This window comes from Psychroflexus sp. S27 (genome assembly GCF_002810405.1).
Lineage (GTDB): Bacteria > Bacteroidota > Bacteroidia > Flavobacteriales > Flavobacteriaceae > Psychroflexus > Psychroflexus halocasei_A.
This window is the reverse complement of sequence record NZ_NEXQ01000025.1, coordinates 115,594-142,301: the sequence shown is the minus strand read 5'-3', so window position 1 is coordinate 142,301 and position 26,708 is coordinate 115,594. Positions and strand designations below refer to the sequence as shown.

Below are 26,708 nucleotides of genomic sequence, written 5' to 3'. Positions count from 1 at the left end.
TTAGACAGCGACATCGTAAGTTCTTAAAGCGTCGTTCAAAGATGTCTTTTTATTGGTGCTTTCTTTACGTTGACCAATAATTAATGCACAAGGCACTTGGTATTCTCCAGCTGGGAATTTTTTGGTATAACTGCCAGGAATCACAACCGATCTCGCAGGAACTCTCCCTTTAATTTCAACAGGTGAATCTCCAGTGACATCTATAATTTTTGTAGAAGCCGTTAAAACAACATTTGCACCAAGAACAGCCTCTTTTTCAACACGAATGCCTTCAACAACAATACATCTTGATCCTAAAAAAGCATTGTCTTCAATAATAACTGGTGAAGCTTGCAAAGGTTCGAGAACACCACCAATACCGACGCCACCAGAGAGGTGAACGTTTTTGCCAATTTGTGCACAACTACCAACAGTTGCCCAAGTATCAACCATGGTTCCCTCGTCAACGTAAGCACCGATGTTAACATAACTCGGCATCATAATCACACCGCTTGAAATGTAAGCGCCGTGTCGTGCAACAGCGTTTGGCACAACACGAATTCCTTTTTCTTTATAACCAGTTTTAAGCGGCATTTTATCGTGATATTCAAAAATACCAGCTTCTAAAGTTTCCATTTTTTGAATTGGGAAATAAAGAACAACAGCTTTTTTGACCCATTCATTGACCTGCCAACCATCTGAAGTAGGCTCTGCACATCTTAACTCACCTGAGTCAATTTTATTGATGACTTCTCGAATCGAAGCAATGGTTTTTTCATCTTTAAGTAAATCTCTGTTGTCCCAAGCTTTTAAAATCACTTGCTTTAAATCTTCCATTTCACTATTTTTTTTCAAATATAAGATTTTGTAAATTCTACTATTGAAATTGAAAAGCTATCTTTGTAAAAAATGATATCAATGGCGCAAGCACTTGCTTTAGACTTTGGAATAAAACGCACAGGAATTGCTGTGACTGACGATATGAAGATGATTGCTTCTGGATTAAAAACTGTTGAAACCAAAGAACTGATGCCTTTTTTGAAAGATTATATTCATAAAAACAAAGTTGATGTCATTGTCATTGGAGAGCCTAAACATATTGATGGAAACCCGATGGCTCTTGAGAAGAACATAGGTTTTTTAGTAGAAGATTTGAACAAAATCTTTCCCAGCATAAAAATTGAACGCATCGATGAACGTTTTACTTCAAAAATGGCATTTCAAACCATGATTGATTCTGGTTTGAGTCAGAAAAAACGTCGCAATAAAGCTCTAATTGATGAGGTGAGTGCAACAATTATTTTGCAAAATTACTTATATTAATCTATTTACTCAGAAGGATAAATCTGCTATTCATGTGTGATATCTAAGAGAATGTTTAAATTTGCACTACAAAATTTTCAGTAATGATTTTACCAATTGTCGCCTATGGCGATCCTGTTTTAAAGAGAAAAGCTAAAGAAATACAAAAGGATTATCCCAAACTTGATACCTTAATTGAGAATATGTGGGAAAGCATGTACAATGCACATGGCGTTGGTTTAGCCGCGCCACAAGTAGGCCTTTCAATACGCTTGTTTGTGATTGATGCTTCACCATTTGCTGAAGATGACGATTTAATTGAAAATGAAGAAACAGACTTGAAAGACTTCAAACGTGTTTTTATCAATCCGGTTATTATAGAAGAAAATGGTGATGAGTGGGATTTTAATGAAGGTTGCTTAAGTATTCCTGACGTTAGAGAAGACGTTTTTCGTCAGCCTAATATTAAGATTGAGTATTATAATCAAAATTTTGAAAAGCAAACTGAAGAATTATCAGGTTTGGCAGCACGTGTTGTGCAACATGAATATGATCACATAGAAGGAATTTTGTTTACCGATAAACTTTCAAGTTTAAAACGAAAATTGATCAAAGGCAAACTCAATAATATTACAAAAGGTAAAGTAAAAGTGGACTATCGAATGCGTTTTCCACAGTTGAAAAAGCGCAAATAAATTTTGAAAAATAATACTGATATCGCATATTTGTGCGTAAAATAAAAAATATGGAATTAGATAAAATCTTAGCAGTTTCAGGAAAACCTGGCTTATATGAATTAATGGCAAAAACGAGAGGAGGCTTTATTATTAAGTCTTTGGAGAATGACAAAAAGATGCCAATTAACCTTCAGAACAACGTCAGTATTTTAAGTGAAATTGCAATATATACTTACACAGAAGAAGTTCCTTTAAAAGAAGTTTTTCTAAAAATCAAAGAAAAAGAAGAAGGGAAGGAAGCTATTTCTCATAAATCTGCAATCACAGAATTAAAGTCTTATTTCTCTGAAGTTTTACCAGAATATGATGAAGATCGTGTTTACCCAAGTGATATCAAGAAGGTGATACAATGGTATAACTTACTTCAAACACGTGATTTGTTAGATTTTTCTGAAGAAAGTGAAGCTGAGGAAAAAGAAGCTACAGAAACTGAATAAGTTAGGAAACGACACAGATAATATTTATAAAGCCTCAGAATTTTGATTTTGAGGCTTTTTACTTTTAAAATAATAAATTTATGAAAGCTGATAAATCAAAACAACTCAAATCATTTGAGCGTTTGTTACATATCATGGACGATTTACGTGAGAAATGCCCTTGGGATCGTAAGCAAACAATGGAGTCTTTAAGGCATTTAACCATTGAAGAAGTTTATGAGCTTGGTGATGCAATTCTTGATAAAGATGATGAAGCTATTAAGGAAGAAATCGGTGATGTTTTGTTACACTTAGTTTTTTACAGCAAAATTGCTAGTGAAACAAACACATTTGATTTTAGTGATGTTGCAGAACGCATATGTAATAAATTAGTTGATAGACATCCACATATTTATGGAGATGTTAAGGTTGAAAATGAAGAAGACGTTAAGAAGAATTGGGAAGCTCTCAAGTTAAAAGAAGGAAAAAAATCAGTTTTAGAAGGCGTGCCAAGATCACTGCCAGCATTGGTTAAAGCAAGTCGAATTCAGGAAAAAGTTGCCGGAGTTGGTTTTGACTGGGATACTCCTGATCAGGTTTTCGAAAAAGTAAAAGAAGAGCTTGATGAGTTTTCAGCTGAAATTGATAAAGCAAATCAAGACAAAATGGAAGCTGAGTTTGGTGATGTGCTTTTCTCAATGATTAACTATGCTCGCTTTTTAGGAATCAACCCTGAGAACGCTTTGGAACGAACAAACAAGAAATTTATGAAGAGATTTCAGTATTTAGAACAAGAGGTAGAAGCTCAAAAATTGAGTTTAAAGCAAATGAAGCTCGCTGAAATGGATGAAATATGGGAAAAAGCCAAGAAAAACGATTAAAAACTGAATTAGTTTAATATTAACGTCTTATTCTTTATTGACTCTTTTAGTTTTATTAATATTGCTGAAATCAAAATAATATTTATGTTAAAGAAAATTTTATTCACCGGTGCTTTTTTAATGAGTGTTTTTGCATTTGCACAAACATCTTCAGTAAGTGATGCTGATTTAGACAAATTTGTAGATGCTTATACTGCGGTTCAGCAAGAAAGCCAAAAGGTACAACAAGAGATGATGAGCGTTATTCAGGAAGCAGGATTAGAGCCACAGCGTTTTAATGAAATGTATGAAGCTTCAATGACTGAAGGGAAAGAAATGGAAGCGACTGCTGACGAACAGAAAAAGTTTGATAAAGCAATGGCTGATATTGAAAAGAAGCAAGCTTCAGTTCAAGAAGATATGGAAAAGAAAATTAAGGAAGCAGGTCTAGATATGGTAACTTACCAAGGCATTATGCAAAAGCTTCAAACGAGTCCAGAGCTTCAACAAAAATTACAACAAAAAATGACAGAATAAATAGTTTTACTTTTTATTCTTTTATAAAAAACGCTCTGCAAATTTAATTTGTAGAGCGTTTTTTAGATTTTTATACTAAAAATAAACTATAGTTTTTGACATAAAAAAAGAGCTTCGTTTCGAAACTCTTTTTTTATAAATCACTAGAAACAAGCTTTTTAGGCTTCTTCTTTGTTTTTTCTACTTTCCTTGATTTCTTTTAATCTTTCTGTTAATGCGCCACCAATCCAGTAAGGAATAATAGCTGTTAGGAATATGAGTAACCAGAAACCAATTCCCAAAATAACGAGAAAAGCTAAGAAACCTAAAAATTGATTAAATTCGAACATGGCTGAATGTATTTTTGACAAATATAAGAATTAGTTAAATTTAAAATACAAAAACCGGATATAATTTTATTTAGAATGATAAGCGATGTCTTCATCTTAATATTGATTAAATTTGTATGTAATCAAAAATTATAATTATGTCGTACAGAATAGAAAAGGATACTATCGGCGAAGTCAAGGTGCCAGCTGATAAATTATGGGGAGCGCAAACTGAGCGTTCACGTAATAATTTTAAAATTGGAGCACCTGCTTCAATGCCATTAGAGATTATATATGGTTTTGCATACTTAAAAAAAGCTGCCGCATATACCAATTGTGAGTTAGGTGTTTTACCAGAAGAAAAAAGAGACATAATAGGCCAGGTTTGTGATGAAATACTCGATGGAAAACACGATGATCAATTTCCTTTAGTGATTTGGCAAACGGGTTCAGGAACACAAAGTAATATGAATGTCAATGAAGTTGTTTCCAATAGAGCTCATCAATTAGCAGGAAATAAACTAGGAGAAGGAGAGCGTAAAATTGCACCAAATGATGATGTTAATAAATCACAATCATCTAATGATACTTTTCCAACAGGAATGCATATTGCTGCTTACAAAAAAATTGTAGATGTTACAATTCCTGGAATCCAGCAATTAAGAGATCAACTTGATCATAAAGCAAAAGCTTTCAAGGATGTTGTCAAAATTGGTCGTACTCACTTTATGGATGCAACACCTTTAACTTTAGGCCAAGAATTTAGCGGCTATGTAGCTCAACTTGATCATGGATTAAACGCATTAAAAAATACTTTACCGCATTTGCTTGAATTAGCTTTAGGCGGAACAGCTGTGGGTACTGGTTTGAATACACCAGAAGGTTACGCAGAAAAAGTTGCTGGATACATTTCGGAATTTACAGGTTATCCTTTTACATCAGCAAAAAATAAATTTGAAGCGCTTGCAGCTCATGATGCTTTTGTCGAAACACACGGTGCTTTAAAACAATTAGCTGTTGCATTAAATAAAATAGGAAATGATATCAGAATGCTTTCTTCAGGACCAAGAAGTGGTATCGGTGAAATTACTATTCCTGCGAATGAACCTGGATCTTCAATTATGCCTGGTAAAGTAAATCCAACTCAGTGTGAAGCTTTGACAATGGTTTGTAGTCAAGTAATCGGAAATGATGTTGCGGTAACAACAGGAGGGATGCAAGGTCAATTTGAATTAAATGTTTTTAAGCCTGTAATGGCCGCTAATTTATTAGAATCGGCACAATTATTAGGAGATGCTTCTGTTTCTTTTGATGAAAATTGTGCTGCCGGTATTGAGGCAAATCAAGAACGTATTGATGAATTGCTTGAAAATTCATTGATGTTAGTAACAGCATTGAATACCAAAATTGGTTATTACAAAGCTGCCGAAATAGCAAACACGGCACACAAGAATGGAACAACTTTAAAAGAAGAAGCTGTTAACCTTGGGCATACAACTGCAGAGGAATTTGATGCTTGGGTTAAGCCAAAAGAAATGACAAATTCTTAATGATTTGAACCTTTTCATCACTTAAAAAACGGCTGATTTTATGTAAAGTCAGCCGTTTTTATTGATGAAATTTTATTGGTGAAATATTATAAACACAAAAAGCTGGTTTTGATTTCAAAACCAGCTTTTAAAATTTTTACAATACAAATTATAGTGAAGCGACGTGCTTCGTTAAATTTGATTTAAGGTTTGCAGCCTTATTTTTATGTATAATGTTTTTCTTTGCTAATCTATCAACAGCAGAATAAACTTCAGGAAGCTTTTTCTCAGCCTCAGCTTTGTCAGTTGTTTCTTTAAGTGACTTAATAATAGTACGCGCAGTTTTATGCTGGTAACGATTTCTCAAACGCTTAGTTTCGTTACTTCTAATTCTCTTTAATGCTGATTTATGATTTGCCATTGTAAAATGTTTTGTAGTCCGTAGGGGATTCGAACCCCTGTTACATGGATGAAAACCATGCGTCCTAACCCCTAGACGAACGGACCGTTTGTTTTTTTAATTATTTCAATTCTTGTAGTCCGTAGGGGATTCGAACCCCTGTTACATGGATGAAAACCATGCGTCCTAACCCCTAGACGAACGGACCAATTGTTATTTGCGGTTGCAAAAATAGACAATATTTACATTTGTGCAAACAAAAAACGAAAAAAATTAATAGGCTTTTGCAAAAAGTACGCGTTTATTTGAAGCTTTACCTGTTACGATACATTTACCTTCTTCATTATCAGTGTTTTCAGGAATACAACGAATTGTCGCTTTTGTTTCGTTTTTTATTTTTTCTTCCGTTTCCGCAGTTCCATCCCAATGCGCTGAAATGAATCCACTTTTTTTATTAAGTGTTTTTTTGAAGTCCTCATAGGTATCAACTTCAGTGATGTGACTATCTCTGTACTTCAATGCTTTATCAAATAAACTGTTTTGTATCTCTTCGAGTTTTTTTTGTATTGTACTAACAAGGTTTTCTTGTTCCACAAAACTTTTCTCTAAAGTATCGCGTCTTGCTAATTCAACAGTTCCTTTTTCAAGATCTTTTGGTCCGATTGCTATTCTCAAAGGAACCCCTTGCATTTCATGCTGAGCAAACTTCCAGCCAGGTTTATGTGTATCACGATCATCAAATTTTACTGAAATGTTTTTCTCTTGTAAATCAGTCTTAATTTGTTGAGCTACTTCTGAAATTTGAGCGAATTGATCTTCGTTTTTAAATATCGGAACAATCACAACTTGATATGGTGCAAGGTTGGGAGGCAAAACCAAACCGTTGTCGTCACTATGAGTCATAATAAGAGCGCCCATCAACCTTGTTGAAACGCCCCAACTCGTCGCCCAAACGTAATCTTGTTTGCCATCTTTCCCTGTGTATTTGACATCAAAAGCTTTTGCAAAATTCTGACCTAAAAAGTGTGATGTTCCTGCTTGCAAAGCTTTACCATCTTGCATTAAAGCTTCAATACAATAAGTTTCATCAGCACCTGCAAACCTTTCACTTTCTGTTTTTAAACCCTTAATAACAGGAATCGCCATGAATTTTTCTGCAAATTCAGCATAAATGTTATTCATCAATTCAGCTTCTTCAAGTGCTTCTTTCTTTGTGGTATGAGCTGTGTGTCCTTCTTGCCATAAAAATTCAGCTGTTCTTAAAAATAAACGAGTTCGCATTTCCCAACGCATCACGTTTGCCCATTGATTTATCTTTAAAGGTAAATCACGATAAGATTGAATCCAGTTTTTGAAAGTATTCCAGATGAGTGCTTCTGAAGTTGGACGAATAATGAGTTCTTCTTCCAGCTTAGCATTTTCATCAACTTTAAGTTTGCCAGGATTGTCTTCATCATTCTTTAAGCGGTAATGAGTGACGACCGCACACTCCTTGGCAAAACCTTCAGCATTTTTTTCTTCTGCTTCAAACAAGCTTTTGGGAACTAATAAAGGGAAGTAAGCATTTTGATGACCAGTTTCCTTAAATTTTTTATCTAATTCAGCTTGGATTTTTTCCCAAATAGAATATCCGTAAGGTTTGATCGTCATGCATCCTCTCACTGATGAATTTTCTGCTAAGTCAGCTTTGACAACCAATTCATTATACCATTTGGAATAATCTTCATCTCTACGTGTTAAACTCTTACCCATTATATTTTTTTTGGCATAACTATTGTAACTTATGTACTGATTATGCTTAGTTAAAGTGCTATTTTATTCGGACAAAACTAAGTAAATTTGTTTAATGTTTAATTAAAAACCAAAAGTTATGTTTAATCAAAAGAATTTATTTAAGACACTACTCTTTTCTGGGTTGATTGTTGTTGTAAGTTCTTGTAGTTCATATTCAAATGCTTCAGCGTATGATGGGATTTACCAAGACGAAAACGCACAAACTTCAGAAAGAAATCTGGCGACTCAAACTCAAAATGAATCGCAAAGAAAACAGACCAATCAAGGTGAGTATACTGATTATTTTAAGAAGCAAGGAGATATGATATCTGAAGCTAGATCTCAAAATGAGGTCTTTACAGATATTGATTCTTACTCATCTCAAAATCAGCAAACGCAGAATAGTCAAAATCAGGTATCTGACAACACTTATCAAGAAAGTGAATACATTGATTATAATGCTAATCAATCAGGTTGGGGAAATAACCCAAGCCAAGTAACAATTAATATTCACCAAAACAATCCATGGTTTTACAATGGTGGCTGGAACATGTGGTGGGATCATAATCGCTTTATTTCTTATCAAGGTTTTTATAATCCATGGAGAGCCAGTTATTACGGAGCTTATTATGGCCCATACTGGTCACCATATTTAGAAATGTATAATGGCCCAAATAGATGGTATGGCGGATATTATTCTGGATGGTATAATTATAGAAGTCCATATTCTTACTATCCTTATAGAGGAGCAAATTATGCGAATTCTTACAGGGGATACAATTCTAATCAATCAATTAGATCAAATAGAAATTTAAGAAATTCAAGATCTAATATTTCAAGAAGTGAATCAAATCAAAGAAGAGCTTCAAGCATCAGAAGTAATCGTAATGCTCAAAGGAGTAATGTTTCAGCAAGGAGTTCACGTGTTGCTAACCCACGTAACATTAGTGCAAGAACTCGTCAGGATATTAGAAATTCTACTAGACGTACGCCTGTGAATAGGGTCAGAAGTTCAGATGCAAGACGTATTTCAAATCCTAAATCTTCAAGTAGAAAAGTGAAAGTTTCACCTCGTAATAGTAATACACGAAAAGTGAATACAAAATCTACTCGACGTTCATCTTCAAATAATAATAAAGTGAGAAGGAGCAATAGTGGAAGTAGTAATACAGGAACAATTAGATCATCTGGCGGAAGTTCAAGAAGTACGGGAGGGTCAACAAGAAGTTCTAGAAGAGGCGGTAGATAAGCCAAATAATTAACTAACATCTATATTACATAACTTATGCGTTTTAATTTAAACATTTTATATAGTGCATTATTCATTTTTAGTCTGAGTTTTATAAGTAAAGCCCAAAATGTGAATGATGCACTTCTTTTAAGCACTGAAGATCTTCAAGGTACACCACGTTTTACAGCAATGGGAGGCGCTTTTGGAGCTTTAGGAGGAGATCTTTCTGCTTTAAAAGTTAACCCAGCGGGTAGTGCCGTTTTTGCACTTAACCAATCAAGTTTTTCCTTAGATTTTAATACCTTTAGTAATGACAATGCTTACAGAGGCACCATGCGAAGTTCAGATGATAATAGTTTTGATGTCAATCAAGCTGGTGCCGTTTTTGTTTTCAAGTCAAATAATGAAAATGCAGCAATAAATAAATTTGCTTTTGGTGTCAATTACGAAAGAACGAGCAACATCAATAATGCTATTTATGCTGAAGGACAAAACAATCAGTCTATTGGAGATTATTTCGTGAACAAAGCAAACGGTATTGCACTCGATTACTTCACACTTCAAAACAACGAAACCTTTTTTTCTCGTTATGATGATTTGCTTTATGAATATGGTTTTTCAGGTCAAGAAGCTTATTTGGCTTATGAGTCTTTTTTAATCGATCCTATTGATCCAAGTGACCTTCAGGGAAACAGCTACCAATCTAACGTCAACTCAACTGATTTGCGTCAGGCTTACAATGAAAATTATGACGGAAATAGCGGTAAAATATCTTTCAACGGTGCGCTGGATATTAATCAAAGATTGAAACTGGGAATGAATGTGAATGCCACATTTAGTGATTACACACGTTTTACTAGATTCAATGAACAAAACTCTTCTTCTACTGGAGTCAATAAAATTGTTTATGATAACATTTTAGATGTTCAAGCTTCAGGTATTTCTCTTGACTTCGGAGCGATTTACAACATTCATGATAAATTGAGGTTTGGGGTAAGTTACGAAACGCCAACATGGATGAGCGTTTCAGAGAAAATATCTCACACCTTAAGAACGCGTGGTGATGGTTTTGGAAGTGCAACAGCCGATCCTGAAATTTTTAATGTCTTTCCTGATTATAAATACAAAACACCAGGAAAATGGACAGGAAGTTTAGCGATGATTTTTAACAAAAATGCTTTACTAAGTATTGATTATTCTAGAAAAGATTTCACTCAGATGAAATTTAGAAGTAACGGCTTTGAAGCTCAAAATACCGAAATCAATGATATGATGCAAGTCTCAAATAGAATTAATGTCGGAGGTGAGTATCGTATTGATAACCTGAGCTTGAGAGCAGGGTATTCTTATGTTGAAAGCCCTTACAAAGATGATTTTACCGCTGGTGATATCAATAGGTTTTCTGCAGGATTGGGTTATACTTTCGGAATGACAAGAGTTGATTTATCTTATGTTAATTCAAATCAAGAGCGTAACGTCATGATGAAGCAATCTGGGATTAATTCTCCTGTTAATGTCGATAATCAACTCCATCAAATTTCATTAGGTTTTGCATTTATGTTTTAAGGTTAAAATCTTTATAAACTTTGTTCAGGCTTCTTTATAAATAATGATTTTACTTATTTTTAAATAAAAAGTAAATGAAATCATTAAAATTTAGAAATGGAGATCAAATAGCTCAAATCGGCTTAGGAACATGGAAATCTAAAGATGGCCTTGTTGGAGAAGCTGTTAAAACTGCTGTGAAATCAGGTTATACACACATTGATTGTGCCGCAACTTATGGCAATGAAGCTGAAATTGGTGAAGCGTTGACTGACTTGTTTGATGCTGAAGAAGTTAATCGTGAAGATATATTTATCACTTCTAAATTATGGAATAACGCGCACAAAAAAGAAGATGTTATCCCTGCTTTGAAGCAAACACTTTCTGATTTAAATCTAGATCATCTAGATCTTTATTTAATACATTGGCCAGTTGCCTTCAAACCAGGTTTAGAAGGCATGCCGCAATCTGATGAAGATTATGTGTCTTTAAAAGAACTTCCTATTATAGACACTTGGGCAGCAATGGTAGAGGCAAAGAAACAAGGACTTGTTAAACATATTGGTGTTTCAAATTTTAGCATTAAAAAGCTGAAAGATTTAATGTCAAAAACTGATGAAAATCCTGAGATGAATCAAGTTGAACTACATCCATACTTACATCAAGATGAATTGATTAATTTCTGTCACGAAAATGATATTTTGGTGACTGCTTTTTCTCCTTTAGGAAGTCAAGATAGAATTCCTGAAATGAAAGCTGATAACGAACCAAGCTTATTAGAAAACCCTGTTGTTAACGCTATTGCTGAAAAGCATGATGTTTCTGCAGCCCAAGTTTTACTTAACTTTCACTTACAAAGAAACTGCATCGTGATTCCAAAATCAACAAATGCTGACAGAATAAAACAAAACTTGAAAGCAGCTAATTTTGATCTGACCCAAGATGATATGAAGGAACTGAAAACGCTTGACAAACATTTTCGTTATGTCAATGGCAAGTTTTTTGAAACTTCAGATGGAAAGTATGAAAATATTTACGATGAGTAAATGGTTATTTAGATTTTAAACACAAAAAAAAGCCTTTTGAGAATTTCTCAAAAGGCTTTTTTGATAGCTGACTAATTTATTCTTCAGTTGTGATCTCAATAATACCAGGAACTTTCTTAGGATCGTAACCAAGCTTCTTAATTTCATCTTTATCTTTTAAGACGTTTACGCTTTTAATTTGTTTAGGGTCAATTAAATTCATTTCTTTTTTGTCAATCTCTTTACCATTTAAAAGATAAATAGGGTCAGCTGAATCAAACTTTACATTATCAACTTTAAATTTAGAAGCATTTTCAGCTGAATCAGTTATAGAAAGTTTATTTATTGTCAATAACATTGGTTTTGGCTTTTCAGAAATGATCAAAAACTTTTTGTTTTCAATGATATCTGAACCTGTTTCTTTTTCAATTATTTTAAATAGATCTCTTGCTTTTTCTTCATAAATTGCTTGAGATAATTCAGGGTCAGATGTAATATGTATCGTTTTTGTATCTTCGTTATAATCCAAATCTTTAACAGATATTGTCTTTTTTATAAGCTTATCACGATTGTATCTTTTCGAATTAATAGTGATGTATTGAGCATTTTCTAATTTTTCAATGATAATTTGCTCATTTTGCTCTTTCTCTATTTCTCCAGTACCGACGCCAAAAGGATCTTCTTTTTTGCTTTTATCGTAATAAAAATAAATAGGGTTCTCTTTTAAATTATTAGAATAAGCTGAGCTTGAGTTACCATCTTTTTCAGCTTTTAATTTCATGGCTGTGATAAAACCATTTTTTTGATTGAGACGGCTATAATTGATGTCTATGTCAAAAGAATCTTTAATAAAAGCAATGTCTTCTTTAAGTTGCTTCAAAGTTGATTTTTCATCATAAGTTGAAGTTACTCTGGTAATTTCAGCTTTAGCTTCATAGTTGACTAGAGTTTTTACTTTTGTCGAGTCAATAACTTGTGCCTTTGTTTCAGTTTGAAAAAGCATGAAGTAAGCGAATAGAAAAGGCGTGATCATAAAGACCTTCCAGATTGAATTTTTAGAGTTGTTGGTGTTGAGCATCATGATTCGTTTTTTTAGTGATGATTGTTTAAATGATTGTTGTAAAATGTAATTCTGTGAAGTCATTTTAAATAATGAATATTGGTAAGCTTTGCTATTTGTTTCTGTTGTCGCTTCAGCATCAGCTTCAAATTCAAGATTTTGAGCGATATCTTTTTTATACAACCAAGCAATCGGGTTAATCCAAAAAATTGACTTATAGATAATGATTAGAATTGTGTCAAAACTGTGTTTTTTATAAACATGTGCTTCTTCATGTTTTAAAATAAAATCAACTTCTTTTTCGGTATATAAATCAGGATTATAAACGATGTAATTCAAAAAAGAAAAGGCTTCATTTTTAGAAGTTGTAATATAGTGAATACCATTTTTAGTTATTTTCTCTGAAGCGCGTAGTGATTTAGTTAGCTTCAAAAAATTAAACATAAAGTAACCGAGAATAATTACACTAACAGAAATGTATGCTATCTCAATGAAATGTTGTTGTGTAATGAATTCTAAGGCTTCTTCCCACCAAGTTAGCGAGATGATTGCTTCTTCAAATTGGCTTGATTTTGAAATAAAAGCTTGCTGATTTAAAATTAAATTCTCGTAAGTTGTATGATATATCAATGGTAAAAATGTACTGATAAATAAGCCTGACACTAAGTAAACGCGTTTGATGAAATGATAAGTTTCTCGCTCAAGTAAAATTTTGTAAATCGCCCAAAACAAAAATAAGAGCAAAGATGATTTTAAGAGATATACTAAAAATTCCATAAGCTTATTTTTTAATGAGTTCTAAAATTTCTTCAAGCTCTTTCTTACTTATTTTTTCATTTTCAGCAAAAAAAGAAACCATATTTTTATAAGAGCCACCAAAAAAACGTTGCGAATTAAGTTGCATAATGAGTTTGCTGTATTCTTCTTTTGAAACTAAAGGATAATATTGATGTGTTTTGCCAAAAGCTTTATGAGCCACAAATTTCTTCTCCTCTAAATTTCTAACGATTGTAGAAACAGTGTTGTAATGCAGGCTCTCTTTGAGTTCAGGCATAATCTCTTTTACAAAAGTTTTTTTAAGCTTCCATATAATAGACATAATGTCTTCTTCTTTGGCTGTTAATTTCTGAATCATATTTATGAAGTTTAAGTGACATTGACAAATGTAAACTATTTTTGTAGTTATACAACTATTTAAATAGTTAATCTTAGAAAAAATTAAAATACTATTTTAGCAAAAATTTTTTTGCATGGATGTCGTATTGGTTTTATTAGGCTTTACAGCCTTAGTGATTGGAGGTGAGTATTTAGTGAGATCATCAGTTGCATTATCTTTTAAATTGAATATTTCAAAAATGATTATCGCTTTGACGGTTGTTTCATTTGCAACGTCAGCACCAGAGTTAATTGTTTCTATGCAAGCTGCCTTAAATGGTTTTTCAGATATTTCTTTAGGAAATGTAGTTGGATCAAATATTGCTAACATCGGTTTGGTTTTAGGCGTAACTACTATAATTACGAGCATTTCTATTGACAGAGATTTTTATTTTCTCAATTGGCCAGTCATGATTGTTTTTTCAGGTGTGTTCTATTATTTTTTATACACAGGTCATGTGATTACTTCTTATGAGGGTCTCATTTTATTAGCTTTATTATTTATCTATCTTTTTATATTAATAAGAAAGGTGAGAGGTAAAACCAGTATAGAAACTGAAGAAGTAAGTGATAGTTTAAGAGGCGTCAGCGCTTTTAAAATTTTTATTTGGCTTGTGATTGGTGCGCTTGGCTTATATTTTGGTTCTGTTTGGTTGGTTGACGGAGCGGTTTCTATTGCTGAAGATTTAGGAGTCAGTGAACGTGTGATTTCTGTAACCATGGTTGCTATTGGAACAAGTGTGCCTGAATTAGCAGCCTCATTAATCGCAGCTTTTAAAGGTGAAAAAGCAATTTCTTTGGGTAATCTCATCGGCTCAAATATTTTCAATATTGGTTCTGTTATTGGTATTACTGCTCTTATTCAACCTATTCACATGCAATCCATTGAAATCTTGACAAATGATATTTTATGGATGATTGCTTTTGCATTCTTAATTCTTCTTTTAGCTTTAATTCCCAAAACTCATTCCTTAGGTCGCTATAAAGGGTTTTTGATTATTATTCCTTATTTGGTTTTTGTTGTTTTATCTTTTCAGTCTTAAATAAATAGGGGGTTTCTAAATAAAATGTTACTTTTTTAAAATTTAACCCTTTAATTAATAGGGTGTTTTTTGAAAAACATTACTTTTGTTGCTAAATAATATTTTATGGCAACCTTGAGATTTAATGCAATCAAAAAAACACTTGACAGAAAACCTGTTGAGATTAATGAAGTTGAACGCCGCTCTGAGCTTTTTGGAAAAAATGTTTTCAGTAAAAGTGCAATGCGTCAATATCTGACAAGTGATTCTTATAAAAGTGTCATTAATGCAATAGATAAAGGTGACAAAATAGAGCGTCAACTCGCTGATCATATTTCTACTGGTATGAAGGAGTGGGCAATCTCAAAGGGAGCTACGCATTACACGCACTGGTTTCAACCATTAACAGGTTCTACAGCTGAAAAACATGATGCTTTTTTTGAAACAGTTGATGAAAATAGTGCCATCGAAAAATTTAGCGGTCAACAATTAGTTCAGCAAGAACCAGATGCATCTTCTTTACCACACGGTGGTATTCGTAATACTTTTGAAGCCAGAGGTTACACAGCTTGGGATCCCACATCGCCTGCATTTATATGGGGAACAACACTTTGTATTCCCACAATTTTTATCGCATATACTGCTGAAGCTCTAGATTATAAAACGCCTTTATTAAAATCTATTTCAGTTTTAGATAAAGCTGCAACTGATGTGGTGCGTTATTTTGATAAGAAGGTCAACAAAGTCACAGCAACTTTAGGATGGGAGCAAGAATATTTTTTAATCGATTCGGCTTTGGCAGCTTCACGTCCTGATTTAATGATTTCTGGCCGAACTTTATTGGGTCATTCCCCGGCTAAAGGTCAGCAATTACACGATCATTACTTTGGTTCGATACCTTCTCGCGCTTTGAATTATATGCGAGATCTTGAACATGAGTGCTTGCTTTTGGGTATTCCGGCTAAAACAAGACATAATGAAGTCGCGCCTAATCAATTTGAATTAGCGCCAATTTTTGAAGAGGTTAATTTGGCTGTTGACCACAACTCTTTACTTATGCATGTGATGGAAAAAGTCGCAGAACGCCATAATTTTGTTGTCCTTTTTCATGAAAAACCTTTTAAAGGAATTAATGGTAGCGGAAAGCATAACAACTGGTCATTAGCGACTGATACTGGTTCAAATTTATTGAGTCCAGGTAAAACACCGACAAAGAATTTAAGTTTTCTAACTTTCTTTGTCAATACAATTAAAGCTGTTTATGAAAATGAAGAAATATTAAGAGCAACAATTGCATCAGCTTCAAATGATCATAGACTGGGTGCAGGAGAAGCGCCACCAGCGATTATTTCAGTTTTCATTGGGTCACAATTAACACAAGTGCTTGATGAACTTGAGAAAGTGACCGATGGGAAATTATCTCCTCAAGAAAAAACAGATTTAAAATTGAATGTTGTTGGTAAAATTCCTGAAATCCTTTTAGATAATACCGATAGAAACAGAACTTCTCCTTTTGCTTTTACAGGTAACAAGTTCGAACTAAGAGCTGTCGGTTCTACCGCGAATTGTGCCGATCCAATGACAGTACTGAACAGTATTGTCGCCAAGCAACTTATCGAGTTTAAGCAAGAAGTTGATGGGTTGATTTCTTCAAAAAAAATGAAGAAAGATGATGCGATATTTAATGTACTAAGAGATTATATCAAAAAATCTTCTAAAATCAGATTTGAAGGTGATGGTTATGGAAAAGCTTGGGAGGAAGAAGCTAAAGGACGTGGTTTAAGTAATTATCGAAACACACCTGAAGCACTTCAGTCTAAAATTTCTCAAAAAGCAATTGATTTATTTTCTGATTTAAGTATTATGAATGAAACAGAAATTAAAGCGAGATTTGATATTGAAATTGAAGACTACTCAAAACATATACAAATTGAAGGTCGACTCATCGGAGATATTGCGCGTAATCATGTGATCCCAACTGTGATTAAATATCAAAATGTTTTAATCAAAAACGTAAAAGGTCTTAAAGAAATTTATGGTAAAGACTTTAAAGATCAAGCTAAGGAGCAGATGAATATTATTGAAGCAATTTCAAAACACATTGCTCATATCAATAAAAATATCGATCAGATGATTGATGCACGTAAAAAAGCAAATCATACTGAAGATCCTGTCAAGCGAGCACATTTATATTGTGATGAAGTCAAGCCTTATTTTGAAGATATTCGATACCATTGTGATAAACTGGAGCTCCTTGTTGATGATGAACTTTGGCCGCTCACTAAATACAGAGAATTATTGTTTACTAAATAAAATTAATTATACTTTAAACCCTCGGCTTTTATACCGAGGGTTTTCTTTTTTCATTACTTTTGTCAAAATTTTTTCACCATGTCCACAACAAGCAATCGTTACAGCCAAAGAGGTGTTTCAGCTCAAAAAGAAGATGTTCATAATGCGATCAAAAAGATTGATAAAGGACTCTTTCCACAGGCATTTTGTAAAATTATCCCTGATCATTTAACGCAAAGTGATGCACATTGCCTCATTATGCATGCTGATGGTGCAGGTACAAAATCTTCATTAGCCTACATGTATTGGAAAAAGACTGGTGATTTTTCTGTTTGGAAAGGAATTGCCCAAGATGCACTAATCATGAATGTTGATGATCTTTTGTGTGTTGGTGCAACTGAAAATATTTTATTATCATCGACAATAGGAAGAAATAAAAACTTGATTCCAGGTGAAGTCATTTCAGAGATTATTAACGGAACTGAAGAGTTGTGTGGTGATCTCGCTGAACATGGTGTTGATATTCATACAACAGGTGGGGAAACTGCAGATGTTGGTGATTTGGTACGAACAATTATTGTAGACTCTACTGTAACTTGCCGCATGAAGCGTAACGAAGTTATTGATAATGCGAATATCAAACCAGGAAATGTTATTGTTGGTTTATCATCTTCTGGTCAAGCAACTTATGAAAAACAATATAATGGTGGCATGGGGAGTAATGGTTTAACATCTGCTCGACATGATGTTCTCGATAAATCATTAGCTTCAGAATATCCTGAAAGTTTTGATCCAAAAGTGCCAGAGGACTTAATTTATTCTGGTTCAAAAAAATTAGAAGATAAAATAGAAGGTGTTGATTTAAATGTTGGACAATTAATTTTATCTCCAACACGAACTTATGCGCCAATTATTAAAAAAGTCATCAATAAAATTGGTTCCAAAAGTATCAATGGAATGGTTCATTGTAGTGGAGGAGCACAAACTAAAATCCTTCATTTTATCAAAGATTTAAGAGTCATAAAAGACAATATGTTTGATGTACCGCCGTTGTTTAAGTTAATTCAAGAAGAGAGTCAAACTTCTTGGGAGGAAATGTACCAAGTCTTTAATATGGGACATCGTATGGAAATTTACGTTGATGAGAAGTATGCTGATGAAATTATAAAAATCTCAAAAAGCTTTAACGTTGATGCGCAAATTGTAGGTCGTGTTGAAGCAGCTGAAAAAAAATCATTGACAATTAAAAGTGAGTTCGGAACATTTGATTACTAAAGATGAAACCTTTTCTTTTTCTTTTTTTTATAGTTATAATATCTCAGCAGAGTCATGGGCAAGCTTTTGGTGAGATCCAGTTGCAGAAGTCTGTTGCGCAATTCTTTTACTCAAAAGGACCTAAGGATTTAATTCAAACAAGCTTTGATCTCAAAAAAAACTACCTTCTTGATAGAGCAGATTTGGTCAGAATTAGAGGACCTGTTAGTTTTTGGGATCGTAAAAATAAATTAACTTTTGATTTAAGTGAAGTCTCTTTTGTGAATTGGAATGCAGGAGGCTCAAACTCTATTTCTGGATTAGTAGGCTTATATTTTAAAAGACTTTATCTCAAAGACGATTTAAAATGGAGCAATGAGTTGATTACACGTTTTGGAGTCAATAAGCAAGAAAGCCAAGATATCAGGAAAACAGATGATAATCTCGAAATTGTTTCAACCTTGGGTTATCGAGTGACTAAAGATTCAAACTGGTTCTATTCTTCAAAATTCAGCTTTAAGTCTCAATTTTCAAATGGTTACAATTATCCAGATCGAGATGAACCTATATCGCAATTTATGGCACCAGGTTATTTGTTCTTAGGTTCTGGTGCTGAATTTACTTCAGAAGATAAAAAACGCATTTTTTATCTTTCTCCATTAACTTTGAAGTCAACTTTTGTCTTAAATCAGCGTTTAGCTAATGAAGGTGCTTTTGGCGTGAGAGAAGCGGAGAAAGATGCTGATGGTAATATTATTAGAGAAGGAAAAACTTCTCGTGTTGAACTTGGTATGCTGATCACTAATGAAATTTCAAAGGAAATTTTAGAAAACGTCAACCTTTTTAGTCGTTTAAGTTTGTATTCCGATTATGCACATAATTTTGGAAATGTTGATGTTGACTGGGAATTGAGTTTAAACTTTAAAGTCAATGGATATATTAAAGCTTCTTTCGGATCTCATCTGAAATATGATGATGATATCAAGATCAAAGTTGAAAACTCTGATGGTGATATGGTGGAAGGTGGTTCTCGAGTTCAGTGGAAGCAACAGCTCGGAATTGGGGTGGTTGTTGAGCTTTAATTCCTTTAACTTTTTTCCCTTCTTTAAATGACTAACTATTATAATTTGTCAACTTTTTTTCATTATAAAAAATTAAAATATTGATTTTCAGTGTTTTGTATTTTATTTCTGTTAACTTTTATTTTTTAGAGTGTTTATTTTTTAAAATTTATTAAGTTTGTGTGCCTTAAAAAAGGAAAATATTCTTAATTCATTTTAAAACAAAGCCTTATGAAAGTTGAAGCACATTCTGTCAAAAAAAGTTACACGCAAGACGAAGCTTATGAAGCTTCCTTAAAGTATTTTAAAGGTGATGATTTAGCAGCCCGAGTTTGGGTTAATAAATACGCCTTAAAAGATTCTGAAGGAAATATTTTTGAATTAACGCCAGATGATATGCACCGACGTATTGCATCTGAAATTGCAAGAGTTGAACAAAAATATCCTAACGCAATGACAGAAGATGAGGTTTTCGATTTGATTAAAGGTTTTAAATATATCGTACCTCAAGGAAGTCCGATGGCAGGGATTGGAAATCCTTACCAAATCGCTTCGCTTTCCAATTGTTTTGTGATTGGAAATGGAAGTAAGTCTGACTCTTACGGTGGTATTATGAAAATTGACCAAGAACAGGTTCAATTGATGAAACGCCGCGGTGGTGTTGGCCACGATTTATCACATATTCGCCCTAAAGGCAGCGATGTCAAAAACTCTGCTTTAACGTCAACTGGCGTTGTTCCTTTCATGGAGCGTTACTCAAATTCAACGCGAGAAGTTGCGCAAGATGGGCGTCGTGGTGCCTTAATGCTTTCTGTTTCAGTTAATCATCCAGATGCTGAAGATTTTATCGATGCTAAAATGGATCAAGGTAAAGTAACTGGTGCAAATGTATCTGTCAGAATGGATGATGATTTTATGAAAGCTGTTCGTGATCAAAAGTCATACACACAGAAATATCCTGTTTTTAGTGAATCTCCAAAAGTTTCACATGAAATTGATGCGACTGGTTTGTGGAGTAAAATCGTTCATAATGCATGGAAATCAGCAGAACCAGGAATTTTATTTTGGGATACTATTATCAATGAATCTATTCCTGATTGTTATGCAGATCTAGGTTACGAAACTGTCTCAACAAATCCTTGTGGAGAAATTCCTTTATGTCCATATGATTCTTGTCGACTTTTAGCGATTAATTTGTTTTCTTATGTAGAAAATCCTTTTACTGATGAAGCCGAGTTTAATTTTGAACTTTTCAAAAAACATGTGGCTTATGCGCAGCGCATCATGGATGATATCATCGATTTAGAATTAGAAAAAATTGATGCGATTATTGAAAAGATAGAAAGTGATCCTGAATCTTCTGAAATTAAAGGAACTGAACGCAATCTATGGATGAATATCAGAAAGAAAGCTGAAGAAGGTCGCCGAACAGGAATTGGAATTACTGCTGAAGGTGATATGTTAGCATCATTAGGAATTCAATATGGTTCAAAAAAAGGGAATGATTTTTCAGTTGAAGTCCATAAAACATTAGCAATCGCAGCTTATAGAGGTTCTGTTTATACAGCAAAAGAGCGAGGTGCTTTTAAAATATACGATTCTAAACGCGAAGAAAATAACCCATTTATTCAGCGATTAAAAGAAGCTGATGAGCAGCTTTATTACGAAATGATGGAATATGGTCGACGTAATATCGCTTTGTTAACGATTGCACCAACAGGAACAACGAGTTTGATGACGCAAACAACTTCTGGTATTGAGCCTGTGTTTCTTCCGGTTTATAAAAGAAGACGTAAAGTCAACCCGAATGATAAAAATACACGTGTTGATTTTGTAGATGAGGTTGGCGATTCTTGGGAAGAATATGTTGTTTTTCATCATAGATTTAAAGAGTGGATGAAAATTAAAGGTCATGATACAGAAAAAAATTACTCACAAGAAGAATTAGATGTTCTCGTTAAAGAATCACCGTATTATAAAGCAACATCAAATGATGTGGATTGGATGAGTAAAGTGCATATGCAAGGTGCTGTTCAAAAGTGGGTTGATCACTCGATAAGTGTGACAATCAACCTCCCGAATGATGTTTCTGAGGAATTAGTTGGGCAATTATATCTTGAGGCTTGGCAGTCAGGTTGTAAAGGTGTCACAGTTTATCGTGATGGCTCACGCTCTGGCGTTTTGATTTCTAATGAAGAAAAAGAAGAGGAATCAGAATCTTTAACAACATTCCCGACGATACGTCCTGAAGTGTTGACTGCCGAAATTGTTCGTTTTCAAAATAATAAAGAAAAATGGATAGCTGTCGTTGGTACAATTAATGACAAACCTTATGAGATTTTTACAGGTTTGGCTGATGATGAAGATGGTATTGTTTTACCGCGTTGGGTGAGCAATGGTTTAGTCATCAAAGCAAGAAACGATGATGGAAGCTCTCGATATGATTTCCAATATGAAAATAAACGCGGTTATAAAACAACAATTGAAGGTTTATCACATAAGTTTGATCCTGAGTATTGGAATTATGCTAAACTGATTTCAAGTACACTACGCTATGGTATGCCTATCGATAAAATTGTTGATTTGATTAATAGTTTACAGCTTGACAGTCAGTCGATTAATACATGGAAAAACGGTGTTGTTCGTGCTTTAAAACGTTATGTTGAAGATGGAACTGAGGCAAAAGGCCGTTGTCAAAATTGTAATTCGGACAAAGTGGTTTATCAAGAAGGTTGCCTAACTTGTAAGGACTGCGGTTCTTCTAAATGTGGATAAATAATAGTGCTCAATAAGTTATTAACTGTCTTAAAAGTCGAAAATCATTGTTTTCTTTTTAAATAAAAGATTAGTGATGATTGACTTTTAAGGCAGTTTTTGTTTTTCTGTCAGTTATCTTTCTGCAAGCCGATATCAATTCATAAATTATCTTATTTTTGCAGCACAATTAAAGTATTTATGTTAGACAAATTAAACATTATCAAACAACGCTTCGACGAAGTGAATGACCTGATTATTCAACCAGATATTATTTCTGATCAAAAGCGATATGTTGGCTTATCAAAAGAATATAAGGACCTGAAGGACATCATGACGGAACGTGATAAGTATATTGAGCTAACTGATAATATTGCTGAAGCCAAAGAAATTATTGCCGATGGAGGTGATGCCGAAATGGTTGAAATGGCTAAAATGCAACTTGAAGATGCTGAGTCAGAATTGCCAGAACTTGAGGAGAAAATCAGAATGATGATGATTCCTAAAGATCCTGAAGATGCCAAAAATGCTGTTGTTGAAGTTAGAGCTGGAGCAGGTGGAGATGAAGCGAGTATTTTTGCAGGTGATATTTATAATATGCTTACGCGTTATTCTCAAAATAAAGGATGGAAAGTGAGCACAGTTGATTATAACGAAGGAACAAACGGTGGCTTTAAAGAAATTCAATTTGAAGTTTCGGGAGAAGATGTTTACGGTACTTTAAAGTATGAGGCTGGTGTGCATCGAGTTCAGCGTGTTCCACAAACTGAAACACAAGGTCGTGTGCATACAAGTGCTGCAACTGTGATGGTGTTTCCTGAAGCTGAAGAATTTGATGTTGAAATTGAAGCCAAAGATGTCCGTATTGATTATTTCTGTTCATCAGGGCCAGGTGGACAATCGGTTAATACAACTTATTCTGCTGTTCGTTTAACGCATGAACCGACAGGCCTTGTCGCGCAATGTCAAGATCAAAAATCTCAACATAAAAATAAAGAGAAAGCTTTTAAAGTTTTGCGTTCACGACTTTATGAAATGGAGCTAGCTAAGAAGCAAGCTGAAGATGCTGAAAAGCGAGGAAGCATGGTGACAAGTGGTGACAGAAGTGCGAAAATTAGAACTTACAATTATCCTCAAGGTCGAGTCACGGATCACCGTATTAATTTGACTTTATATAACCTTGACAGCATTATAAACGGAGATATAGACAAAATTATTGAAGAGCTAAAACTTGTTGATAATACTGAAAAGCTAAAAAATATTTCTGATTCTCTATAATTTATTAGAATGACAACCGAAAATCTTGTACAGCAAATCAAATTAAAAAAATCAATGCTGTGCGTTGGTTTAGATGTTGATTTAGAAAAAATTCCACAACATTTATTAAAACTTGATGACCCTATTTTTGAGTTTAATAAAGAGATTATCAAAGCGACAGCTGATTTTGCTGTTGCTTATAAACCCAACTTAGCTTTTTATGAAGCTTATGGTTTAAAAGGTTGGAAATCATTAGAAAAAACAATTTCTTTTCTACAAGAAAACTATCCCAATATTTTTACAATTGCTGATGCTAAACGTGGTGATATCGGAAATACATCTAGAATGTATGCAAAGGCTTTTTTTGAAGATTTGGGTTTTGATTCGGTGACGGTTGCTCCCTACATGGGGAAAGACTCTGTAGAGCCATTCTTAGAATTTCCAGAAAAACACGTGATTATGTTAGGTTTAACTTCTAATCAAGGTTCAGAAGATTTTCAATTGAGCAAGATTGAAAATGACACTTATCTTTTTGAAAAAATCATGCAAAAATCTAAAACTTGGAATAACTCAGAGCGTTTGATGTATGTCGTCGGTGCAACTAAACCAGAATATCTAAAAATTATCAGAAAGCATTTGCCAAAATCATTTTTACTTGTCCCAGGAGTAGGTGCACAAGGCGGAAATCTTGATGAGGTATGCAAATATGGTATGTCTGATAATTATGGCCTTCTTATAAACTCTTCACGAGGCATCATTTACAAATCTTCAGGTACTGATTTTGCAGAGGCTGCTAGAAATGAGGCTAAAGCCATGCAGCAAAAAATGGAAAAATATTTTTAATGTAATAGTTTTTAAAACACAAAAGGCTTCACATGAAGCCTTTTGTGTTTTATGGAAATTAAAACTTTTTATAGATTAAATTTAAACCCGCCATAAATTCCAAATGGATGACCAGGACGCAAACCAGCAGGGACTCGCGCTACTTCATATTCATTATCCAATAAATTTATGATGTTAGCAGTCAAACTGAAATTATCAGTTAATTGATATTCTCCAGAAAGATCAACCACTAAATTGCTACCAACTTTTTCATTATTAGAAATTGACCCAGAACCAGCCTGAGTTCTAAATTCACCTCTATATCTAAGATTTGTATTTATTTGAAACCTCTGTGCTATTAGGCTAGCTCCTAAATTGAATTGATGCTTTGAAATATAAGGCATTTCATCTCCTTCAAAAACTTCACCCCAAGTGCCAATTCCACTTTCGAAATTATTTTGAAATTCTGTATCAGTATATGTGTAAGCAAAATTGATAGGTAAATCTATACTTTTACTTGAAGATAAAAGATTGTAGCCAAGAAGAAATTCAACGCCAGCAACATTAACCTCACCAGCATTAAATTGCTCAAGGCTTCCCGTACCACCTGTTGCATTTAAGTCGCTTCCTAGCAAATTACTATAATCATTAAAGAATCCAACAACTTCTCCACTAAGACCTTTGTAATTAAAGCGAGTACCAATTTCGTAATTAATACTTTGCTCAGCTTCTTCCCCAGGAGACGAGCCTCCAGGTGCAAACCCTTTATGAACTCCACCGAATACAGACAATTGATTATTAAATTTATAATTAGCTCCTAAACCTGGTATAAATTCGTTGTAAGTGTTCTCTCTGTAGCTCAAGTCAATTCCAGTTCTGTCAACATCATCTTTGCCATAATTTGATCTGGTAAGTTTTATTGTCTCATATCGAATACCAGGATTTAAAGTTAAATCACCTAATTTTAATTTATAGAAAACGTAACTAGCAAGAGCTTCTGCATCTTGAATTCGATTGGATTCAGTGCCAGGCACACCAGCATACACCAAATTCATATTTCCGTTAATCATATTATAATCATCAACCCATTGAAAACGATCTATTTCGTCTTGATGATACCTTAAACCAATTTCAACGTCATGATAAATGTCTCCAGTGTAAAAATGATAATCAAATTTTGTCTGAATACCTTGACTATAGTATTCACGATTATTATTTTTAATGATTAAAGCTCCTTCATTGATTGATTGTGAGCCATTTATGATTGAAAAGTGATCAGGGTATTGGTTTGGGTTAGAAAGAAGTTTACTGATCTTGACAGAATTATCGTTAAATTTAACTTTGTCTAATTTATACCAATTTCTTTTAAAATTGTTTCGATAGGCAGTTGTTGTCAGTCTTAAGAAATTTGTAAATTTTGCTGTATGAGTTAACATAAATTGAGTGTGCTCATTATCCATATTGTCTTTTTGCGAACCAGCATATCTTCTAAAAGGAGTTTTATTATAGTCATTTTGAGTTAAGCCTAGGTAAGTCTCGTTAGATAATTCGTCGGAGTATTGAAATTTAAATTCTAATGATTGATATACTTTAGCGTCAGAATTCGTGTTAACTCTCAACTTTCCAACAAAGTCATTAATATCAAACCCTGTTTCAGATCTATTATCTAATTTTTTAAATCCATCTGATTGAGAATTATTATACTCTAGCATATAAGCGAAGTTATCGTGAGAATTACCGATGTTAGTATAAAAATTACTTGTGTCATAAGAGCCATACTGCGCTCTCATGTTAAGATTAAATTGATCAGGAATTTCTGTTGAAACAAAGTTAACAGCTCCACCAGTTGTAAATGGGCCATATTGAATCTGACTACTACCTTTCAAAATTTCTACATTTTGCATTCTGGAAATCGTAGGGAAATAATATGCTGCAGGGGCGCTATAAGGAGCTGGTGCAATTAAAACACCATCTTCCATCAAGGTTATTTTACTCGATCTCTCTGGTGATGTTCCTCTTAAACTAATATTTGGCCGTAAACCAAAACCCTCTTCTTGGTAGATGTTAACACCTGGTACTTGACCGAGTAGATTATTAACATCAATGTAATTAAATTTTTGTATTTCTTTGCTTGAAATAAAAAATGCAGAACCTGTTCTGTTCTTGGCCTCAAACTTGCTGCCTAGTAATTTATTAGCAACAATCGTCACGCCTTCAAGCTGATTAATACTATCCTTTTCAGGTGCTAGGTCTTGGCTATAAGCAAAGCTTACAACTAAGAAACCTAATAAACTCAACATTAATTTACGCATAACTTTTACTTAGATTTATTTAAAATTAAGCGCAAATATAAGTGTAATTTTTAAATCAAAAAAATTTATTTAGATTT

Annotated in this window: 23 protein-coding genes and 2 tRNA genes; 16 read left to right on the top strand and 9 right to left on the bottom strand. The window is 33.7% G+C overall.

Going from position 1 to position 26,708, the window contains the following annotated elements; genetic code table 11:
• Positions 1 to 816 carry a 2,3,4,5-tetrahydropyridine-2,6-dicarboxylate N-succinyltransferase gene (locus CAP47_RS10915; protein WP_093239991.1) on the bottom strand — a complete coding sequence of 272 codons (816 nt, stop codon included), beginning with the start codon at positions 814 to 816 and terminating at the stop codon, positions 1 to 3.
• Positions 817 to 897: 81 nt separating this feature from the next.
• On the opposite strand from CAP47_RS10915, the gene ruvX reads away from it, so the two are divergent.
• From ruvX to CAP47_RS10890, 5 genes are all read left to right on the top strand, one after another.
• Positions 898 to 1,302, top strand: a complete 405-nt coding sequence (gene ruvX, locus CAP47_RS10910) for a Holliday junction resolvase RuvX (protein ID WP_093239471.1) — start codon at positions 898 to 900, stop codon at positions 1,300 to 1,302.
• Positions 1,303 to 1,385: 83 nt separating this feature from the next.
• Entirely contained in the window at positions 1,386 to 1,976 is a 591-nt protein-coding gene (def, locus tag CAP47_RS10905) for a peptide deformylase (RefSeq protein ID WP_100776651.1), read from the top strand.
• Positions 1,977 to 2,026: 50 nt separating this feature from the next.
• Positions 2,027 to 2,455, top strand: coding sequence for a DUF5606 domain-containing protein (locus tag CAP47_RS10900; protein WP_100776650.1), 429 nt, complete (start codon positions 2,027 to 2,029; stop codon positions 2,453 to 2,455).
• Between the two features lie 80 nt (positions 2,456 to 2,535).
• Complete coding sequence (mazG, locus tag CAP47_RS10895) at positions 2,536 to 3,315, top strand: nucleoside triphosphate pyrophosphohydrolase (protein ID WP_100776649.1); 780 nt, start codon at positions 2,536 to 2,538, stop codon at positions 3,313 to 3,315.
• 84 nt (positions 3,316 to 3,399) lie between these two features.
• On the top strand, positions 3,400 to 3,831 hold the full coding sequence (locus CAP47_RS10890; protein WP_100776648.1) for a DUF4168 domain-containing protein: 432 nt from the start codon (positions 3,400 to 3,402) through the stop codon (positions 3,829 to 3,831).
• 158 nt (positions 3,832 to 3,989) lie between these two features.
• On the opposite strand, the gene CAP47_RS12405 is transcribed toward CAP47_RS10890, so the two are convergent.
• Positions 3,990 to 4,160 carry a hypothetical protein gene (locus CAP47_RS12405; RefSeq protein ID WP_192869992.1) on the bottom strand — a complete coding sequence of 57 codons (171 nt, stop codon included), beginning with the start codon at positions 4,158 to 4,160 and terminating at the stop codon, positions 3,990 to 3,992.
• A 137-nt stretch (positions 4,161 to 4,297) separates the two neighbouring features.
• Between CAP47_RS12405 and fumC the strand changes: the two genes are divergently transcribed.
• Complete coding sequence (gene fumC, locus CAP47_RS10885; protein ID WP_093239453.1) at positions 4,298 to 5,689, top strand: class II fumarate hydratase; 1,392 nt, start codon at positions 4,298 to 4,300, stop codon at positions 5,687 to 5,689.
• Positions 5,690 to 5,837: 148 nt separating this feature from the next.
• Here fumC and rpsT read toward each other — a convergent pair whose 3' ends face one another.
• From rpsT to proS, 4 genes are all read right to left on the bottom strand, one after another.
• Complete coding sequence (gene rpsT, locus CAP47_RS10880; protein ID WP_093239450.1) at positions 5,838 to 6,089, bottom strand: 30S ribosomal protein S20; 252 nt, start codon at positions 6,087 to 6,089, stop codon at positions 5,838 to 5,840.
• 14 nt (positions 6,090 to 6,103) lie between these two features.
• Positions 6,104 to 6,175: transfer RNA gene (locus tag CAP47_RS10875), tRNA-Glu, on the bottom strand.
• Positions 6,176 to 6,204: 29 nt separating this feature from the next.
• A tRNA-Glu gene (locus CAP47_RS10870) sits at positions 6,205 to 6,276 on the bottom strand.
• 65 nt (positions 6,277 to 6,341) lie between these two features.
• Positions 6,342 to 7,820 carry a proline--tRNA ligase gene (gene proS / locus CAP47_RS10865; RefSeq protein WP_100776647.1) on the bottom strand — a complete coding sequence of 493 codons (1,479 nt, stop codon included), beginning with the start codon at positions 7,818 to 7,820 and terminating at the stop codon, positions 6,342 to 6,344.
• A gap of 118 nt (positions 7,821 to 7,938) precedes the next feature.
• Here proS and CAP47_RS10860 point away from each other — a divergent pair, with 118 nt between their 5' ends.
• The 3 genes from CAP47_RS10860 to CAP47_RS10850 all read left to right on the top strand — a co-directional run bounded on the left by CAP47_RS10860 (position 7,939) and on the right by CAP47_RS10850 (position 11,663).
• A complete protein-coding gene (locus tag CAP47_RS10860) occupies positions 7,939 to 9,090 on the top strand; it encodes a hypothetical protein (protein WP_100776646.1) in 1,152 nt (383 codons plus the stop codon).
• Positions 9,091 to 9,201: 111 nt separating this feature from the next.
• Positions 9,202 to 10,638 (top strand): OmpP1/FadL family transporter, encoded by a 1,437-nt coding sequence (locus CAP47_RS10855; protein WP_192869991.1) that lies wholly within the window; start codon positions 9,202 to 9,204, stop codon positions 10,636 to 10,638.
• A gap of 74 nt (positions 10,639 to 10,712) precedes the next feature.
• Positions 10,713 to 11,663, top strand: coding sequence for an aldo/keto reductase (locus tag CAP47_RS10850; protein ID WP_100776644.1), 951 nt, complete (start codon positions 10,713 to 10,715; stop codon positions 11,661 to 11,663).
• 76 nt (positions 11,664 to 11,739) lie between these two features.
• Here CAP47_RS10850 and CAP47_RS10845 read toward each other — a convergent pair whose 3' ends face one another.
• Together CAP47_RS10845 and CAP47_RS10840 are read right to left on the bottom strand one after the other, a co-directional pair.
• Positions 11,740 to 13,479, bottom strand: coding sequence for a M56 family metallopeptidase (locus tag CAP47_RS10845; protein WP_100776643.1), 1,740 nt, complete (start codon positions 13,477 to 13,479; stop codon positions 11,740 to 11,742).
• Positions 13,480 to 13,483: 4 nt separating this feature from the next.
• Positions 13,484 to 13,834, bottom strand: a complete 351-nt coding sequence (locus tag CAP47_RS10840; RefSeq protein ID WP_192869996.1) for a BlaI/MecI/CopY family transcriptional regulator — start codon at positions 13,832 to 13,834, stop codon at positions 13,484 to 13,486.
• Positions 13,835 to 13,952: 118 nt separating this feature from the next.
• Here CAP47_RS10840 and CAP47_RS10835 point away from each other — a divergent pair, with 118 nt between their 5' ends.
• From CAP47_RS10835 to pyrF, 7 genes are all read left to right on the top strand, one after another.
• Positions 13,953 to 14,900 (top strand): calcium/sodium antiporter, encoded by a 948-nt coding sequence (locus tag CAP47_RS10835; RefSeq protein WP_100776641.1) that lies wholly within the window; start codon positions 13,953 to 13,955, stop codon positions 14,898 to 14,900.
• Positions 14,901 to 15,005: 105 nt separating this feature from the next.
• Positions 15,006 to 17,192 carry a glutamine synthetase III gene (locus CAP47_RS10830; RefSeq protein ID WP_100776640.1) on the top strand — a complete coding sequence of 729 codons (2,187 nt, stop codon included), beginning with the start codon at positions 15,006 to 15,008 and terminating at the stop codon, positions 17,190 to 17,192.
• A 78-nt stretch (positions 17,193 to 17,270) separates the two neighbouring features.
• Positions 17,271 to 18,446 (top strand): AIR synthase related protein, encoded by a 1,176-nt coding sequence (locus tag CAP47_RS10825; protein WP_100776639.1) that lies wholly within the window; start codon positions 17,271 to 17,273, stop codon positions 18,444 to 18,446.
• A 2-nt stretch (positions 18,447 to 18,448) separates the two neighbouring features.
• On the top strand, positions 18,449 to 19,507 hold the full coding sequence (locus CAP47_RS10820; protein ID WP_100776638.1) for a DUF3078 domain-containing protein: 1,059 nt from the start codon (positions 18,449 to 18,451) through the stop codon (positions 19,505 to 19,507).
• A gap of 210 nt (positions 19,508 to 19,717) precedes the next feature.
• Entirely contained in the window at positions 19,718 to 22,261 is a 2,544-nt protein-coding gene (locus CAP47_RS10815) for an adenosylcobalamin-dependent ribonucleoside-diphosphate reductase (protein WP_093239417.1), read from the top strand.
• A gap of 180 nt (positions 22,262 to 22,441) precedes the next feature.
• Positions 22,442 to 23,518, top strand: coding sequence for a peptide chain release factor 1 (gene prfA / locus CAP47_RS10810; RefSeq protein ID WP_093239414.1), 1,077 nt, complete (start codon positions 22,442 to 22,444; stop codon positions 23,516 to 23,518).
• Between the two features lie 9 nt (positions 23,519 to 23,527).
• Positions 23,528 to 24,340 carry an orotidine-5'-phosphate decarboxylase gene (gene pyrF, locus CAP47_RS10805; RefSeq protein WP_093239412.1) on the top strand — a complete coding sequence of 271 codons (813 nt, stop codon included), beginning with the start codon at positions 23,528 to 23,530 and terminating at the stop codon, positions 24,338 to 24,340.
• A 68-nt stretch (positions 24,341 to 24,408) separates the two neighbouring features.
• Here pyrF and CAP47_RS10800 read toward each other — a convergent pair whose 3' ends face one another.
• Positions 24,409 to 26,631, bottom strand: coding sequence for a TonB-dependent receptor family protein (locus CAP47_RS10800; RefSeq protein WP_093239409.1), 2,223 nt, complete (start codon positions 26,629 to 26,631; stop codon positions 24,409 to 24,411).
• Positions 26,632 to 26,708 lie beyond the last annotated feature (77 nt).